2 protein-coding genes are annotated in these 3,882 nt (G+C 34.3%); one reads left to right on the forward strand and one right to left on the reverse strand.

Annotated features, from left to right (window positions below):
* Positions 1-216 precede the first annotated feature (216 nt).
* A complete protein-coding gene (gene pdxR, locus AC3WTI_RS28335) occupies positions 217-1,629 on the reverse strand; it encodes a MocR-like pyridoxine biosynthesis transcription factor PdxR (protein WP_097842113.1) in 1,413 nt (470 codons plus the stop codon).
* Positions 1,630-1,746: 117 nt separating this feature from the next.
* Here pdxR and AC3WTI_RS28340 point away from each other — a divergent pair, with 117 nt between their 5' ends.
* Positions 1,747-2,706: a proline dehydrogenase family protein gene (locus AC3WTI_RS28340; RefSeq protein ID WP_087955332.1), complete on the forward strand. Its 960-nt coding sequence runs from the start codon at positions 1,747-1,749 to the stop codon at positions 2,704-2,706.
* The last annotated feature ends 1,176 nt before the right edge of the window (positions 2,707-3,882 follow it).

Here is a 3,882-nt window from a genome sequence, read left to right on the forward strand (position 1 = left end):
TGGGACCTTGTCCCTGTGAGAGTAGGACGTCGCCAAGCAACTGTAAGACGAGTCAGAATGACTCGTCTTTTTTGTGTGTAATGAAATAATCTTGTAATTAATATCGGTTCTATGAGTACGTTTATCTAGCAAGAAACACCTTTATTTTATTATGATTTCACATCTAAACAGCATATTTCCAGAAAAATATGGCCAAGTTTGTTGACTGTCCATTTGTTAACGAGAATATACACGAGATATTGCCCTCTGTAGCCTACTTATACCTTCGTTTATTTCTTTATTTGTTAAATGTCCATATCCTATAATAATACGATTATGATGTTGCCCTTTTTTTATGGCGTGTTCTTCCACGGGATATACTTTCACTCCGAGTTGTTCGATTTCCTTGAGTAACTCTTTTGTGAATTGAACATGATTGAATTCAACAATCATGTGTAATCCTGTAGAATAGCCGGAAATATTGATCCCATTTGAGAATGCTAATTTTAATTGTTGGATAAGGAAGTTTCTTCGATTTTTATAGATTTTTTTCATCTTCATAATATGCCGTTCCAAATAATCTTCGGCAATAAATTTAGCAAGAACAAGTTGATTTAAAGAAGGTGTATGTAGATCTGAAAACCATTTTACCTGGCGACATTTTTCAATCAGGTGTGAGGGAAGAACTAAGTATCCTAGCCTAAGGGCTGGTGATAAAATTTTACTGAATGAACCTATATATATGACGCGCTCGGGATCCAATCCTTGTAATGAACTTACAGATGAGCCTTCATATCGAAATTCACTGTCATAATCATCTTCAATGAGATAACAATCTGTTTTTCTTGAGTAGTTAATCAATTGAACTCGTCGTTGAATCGGTAACACTCCTCCTAAAGGAAACTGATGAGAAGGAGTAGTGAAGATGAATTTTGGTTTTTTATTTGTAGGCAGCAAGGATGTATCCATCCCATTATCATCAACTCGTATAGGGTAAAGGGAGGCTCCTGAATTTTTAAAAATTGTTTGAATGTCATTTGTGATGGGATCTTCTATTAGTACTTCGTCGCCTGTTGACAAAAGTAATTTAGAAACAAGTGTTAAAGCTTGAGTTGCCCCCGAAGTAATCACTAATTGTTCTGGATGACAAAACACTCCTCTTGTTTTTAGTAAATAGCGTGATAAAACCTTCCTTAATTCAGGACGCCCTTCGGGAATATCGTATCCAAACGTAGAAGGCGATGTTTCATTCCATATGGTGTGCGACAATTTTGCCCATCCCTTACGTGGAAATAAGTCTAATGCTGGTATCCCTGAACGAAAGTTAATGATGTTACTGTCTTTGTTGGTTTCTTCACACCAAGAGAAAGAATCAATTAAAGTTGATTTTTTACGTTGTTCTAAATAAGCCCCTTCGGCAATAAATGTCCCGGCTCCCTGTCGGGCGACTAAAAAACCTTCGGAAAATAATTGATCATAAGCTTCTAAAATTACATTCCTAGATATGCTTAACTCAGAAGATAATTCCCGTGTTGATGGTAATTTTTCTCCGGGTTGTAGTTCTCCATTTAATATTCGTTCACGTATTTGGTGATAAACCTGTCGAATTAAACTTATATCTAATGATCGATCAATAGGTATCCAAAGCATATAAGTACTCCCTTCATCAAAAATGGTACCATAAAAGTTTAGCTAAAATGGTACTAATACGAACCATTTTAGCATGCTATAGTTGGATCAAATAGTTCTAAAGGAGATGAAAATGTGATGACTAAATCAGAATTACAAGTAGCTCAGGCATTTAAATCGATTGCACGAAATGAACATATAAAATCCTATGTACAACAATCCACCGAACTCTACGCGCTATTATTACAAGCCGCCAAACGCTTTGTCACCGGAGAAACGAGACAGGAGGGGATTGTAATAGCAAATAAACTAATTACAAAAGGTTATCATACTTCACTAGAATACATAGGGGAAAATACTCTAGATATAAAGGAATGTTATAAAGTAAAAAATGAGTTTTTGAATCTTATTGAGGATGTGGGTGCTCTACCGGTAAAACAAACAGTATCACTCGATTTATCGCATATTGGATTATCTATAGACCCAGAAATATCTTACCTTCATTTAATGGAGCTGGCAGAAAAGGCGAAAGTACATGGAACTACCCTTATGATAAGTATGGAAGAATCATCTAAAGCAACTGATATTCTTTCTATTTATAAAAAAACAACTGAGCAATATTCTAATGTAGGGATAACGATTCAGGCACATTTATATCGCTCGAACAATGATATTCAAGGACTCCTACATTATCCGGGGAAAATAAGAGTTGTGAAAGGTGCTTATCAAGAAGCCTCAGATATTGCTATGCCGAGGTCAACTGATTTAAATCAGCAGTATCTTCAGATTGTGGAACAACTAGTCGAAAATAATCACCCTGTATCTATAGCTACACATGATGAAATCCTTATTAAAGAGATGGAGCGACGTCAATATTTTAGTCAATCTAATGTAGAAATAGAAATGCTATATGGAATTCGTTCGGATATGTTAAGTGATTTGAAAAACAAGGGACGTAACGCTCGAGTATATTTGACTTACGGGAAAGAGTGGTACTTGTATTTATGTCACCGAATAGCTGAACATCCAGAAAATCTATATCATACGGTGATAGATATGATACATTCACCTTCAGCACAGCGGAGTAGTGGATATTGAATAGACATTTTATCTTACATGTAGTTATTGTGAGGGAATTCAATTGTAGCGAGGAAGTTAAATGATTTTGGTTGTGGCTTGAAAATAAGAGCTGGATTTTTCTTAGTGTAGAAATTCCGGCTCTTTTTATCTCGCTTTAATGGGCAGTAAGACCCCTCACCTCAAAATTCAGCGAAAGAAAAGAATTTAGGTGGGGGTCGGGCTGCCCATTAAAGTCCGATTGGTGAGGACTAATAATCAGTGGGGGATGAAGAAAACCCCACTGATTAAAGTTTCACTTTATATTGCGATCTTAGGTTTGTAGCTAGAAATATATGAATTTGTAATTCTGTATGTATTTCAAAATGAAGGATAGATAGAATAGAAAAAATAAAATTACATGCTATAGGTATAGGATAAACATACTTAATTGTTATAAAAAGGTGATATAAGTCAAAAAAGAACACTCGTTCTCTTTCTTGTGTTAGGTACACTCGATCAATTGTGGTACGTATTTTTAACCCGGTATATATGCTAAAAAAGAAATTCTATTAATCGGTTTGGATCTCGAATGTAGTTTAGTTGCATACTTTAAATCTCTATTAAAAGGATATAAAGGTTCTTCCCACTAGGCTGATCCTAAAGATGAAAGATATATAAGGCGGATACTTTAGTACGCAGTTTAGTTAGTAAGTATATTTATATATATTTACGAGTAAACAGATAAGTGAGGACTACTTCATATAAGGGGAATTCTATAATTAGAATAGTTTATAAGTTTATTATGAATTTCTGTATTGTTGTTATTATAAGAATACGTATATCCTTAATTGTTTCTCATAGAGGGGATAATTTTAAAATTACATATTAGTATTCATTACAATGGTTTGTTTCACTGAGTAGAAACTTCCATGTAAATTAAGTCTACAGGTAACAAGCTAGCTTGGCTATATTTTGGAAGAGGAAATTAAAGAGATGTAGAAGATATTTTTCTGGTAATGCAATCTTTATAGATTCTTCTCTAGGCTATAGAGTGTAAAAATATTAACTTAAATATATTTAGGAAAAGGTATTGACGATTAGTATATAGAGGTGTAATATAGAACAAGTCGCCGATGAAATTAACGTCGAAAGCGGCAAACGAAATAAAAAACTTAGTTGACATTGAAAGATGAAGATGTTAACATAAGGAAGTCG

This window comes from Bacillus sp. EB106-02-03-XG38 (assembly GCF_058792175.1).